Source organism: Streptomyces sp. NPDC055078 (assembly GCF_053607985.1).
Window position 1 is genome coordinate 1 of record NZ_JBSGUP010001144.1, and the last position, 1193, is coordinate 1193.

Here is a 1193-nt window from a genome sequence, read left to right on the forward strand (position 1 = left end):
GATGTGGGTGTGGCCCTCGACGAGGCCCGGCAGCACGGTGGAGCCGGTGACGTCGATCGTGCGGGCCGCGTTCGCCGCCAGGCCCTCGCCGATGGCGGCTATACGGTCACCGGTGACCGCCACGTCGAGCCGGGCGTTCGTGGCCGATGCCGGGTCGATGACGGTGCCGCCGGCCAGGACGAGGTCATAGGACGGCACGGAGGAGTTGGACATCGGTGTGGGCTCCAGGGTGAGGTGCGGTCAGCTGACCGGTTCGGTCAGCCGGTGGTCGCGCGCTGAGGCGTCCGGGGGACGCACGACGCGGGTGACGAGGGGCAGCACGCCGTCCACCTCGACTCGTACCTCGTCGCCGTCGGCGAGGAAGCACGCACGGTCCTGGCCGGTGCCGGCCGGGGTTCCGGTGAGGACGACGTCGCCGGGTTCGAGCGCGGCGAACCACGACAGCCTGCTGAGCAGATCAGGAATCGGGAAGATCATCCCGGCGCTTGTGTCGTCCTGCCGCAGCTCGCCGTTGACCCGGGTCCGTACCCGGATCGCGTCGCGGTCGGCGAGGTCGTCGGGAGTGCGGAGCGAGGGGCCGAGCGGCGTGAACCCCGGGTAGCTCTTGGCGAGGGCGGGGGTGCCTGTGGTGCGCATGACATCACGCGCCGTCATGTCGTTGGCGGCGGTGATGCCGGCGATCGCGGGCCAGACCTCCGAATCGGTCGCCCGGTACAGCCGGCGCCCGACGACGACCGCGATCTCCCCCTCGTAGTCGGGTTCGGTCACGGCCGGCGGGATCACCACCCGCCCGCCGGGTGCCGGCACACCGGAGGACGCGGCCAGGTACAGAATCGGCCGCTCGGGCAGTCCCCGGCCGGTCCGGGCCGCTTTCGACACATAGTTCAACCCGACGCCCCACAGTGCGCGGGGACGGCCCGGCGGCGCGATGAACGTGGCCTCGTCGAGCGGGATGCGCCGGCGCACCGCGCAGGACGCCAGGCACCGCAGCGATCCCTCCTGCTCAAGGACCGCGCCGACGTGCGGAAAAGCAGTGTCCAGCAAGGCGACAGCCCCGCCCTCGATCCGGCCCAGGCCGATCTGTGTCGTCACTACTTGCATGGCGAGCATCTTTCAATGCGAGACGGCATCATGTCAAGCGATACGAAAATCCGGACCGGGAACGCGCGGACACCCCGTCCGCACAGGAGGCG

At 71.1% G+C, this 1193-nt stretch carries 1 protein-coding gene and 1 pseudogene; both read right to left on the reverse strand.

The features are described 5' to 3' along the window. Positions 1-213, reverse strand: a pseudogene (locus tag ACWF94_RS40820) (hypothetical protein); the annotation flags it as partial. 27 nt (positions 214-240) lie between these two features. Further along, positions 241-1101, reverse strand: coding sequence for a fumarylacetoacetate hydrolase family protein (locus tag ACWF94_RS40825; protein WP_453500408.1), 861 nt, complete (start codon positions 1099-1101; stop codon positions 241-243). Positions 1102-1193 lie beyond the last annotated feature (92 nt).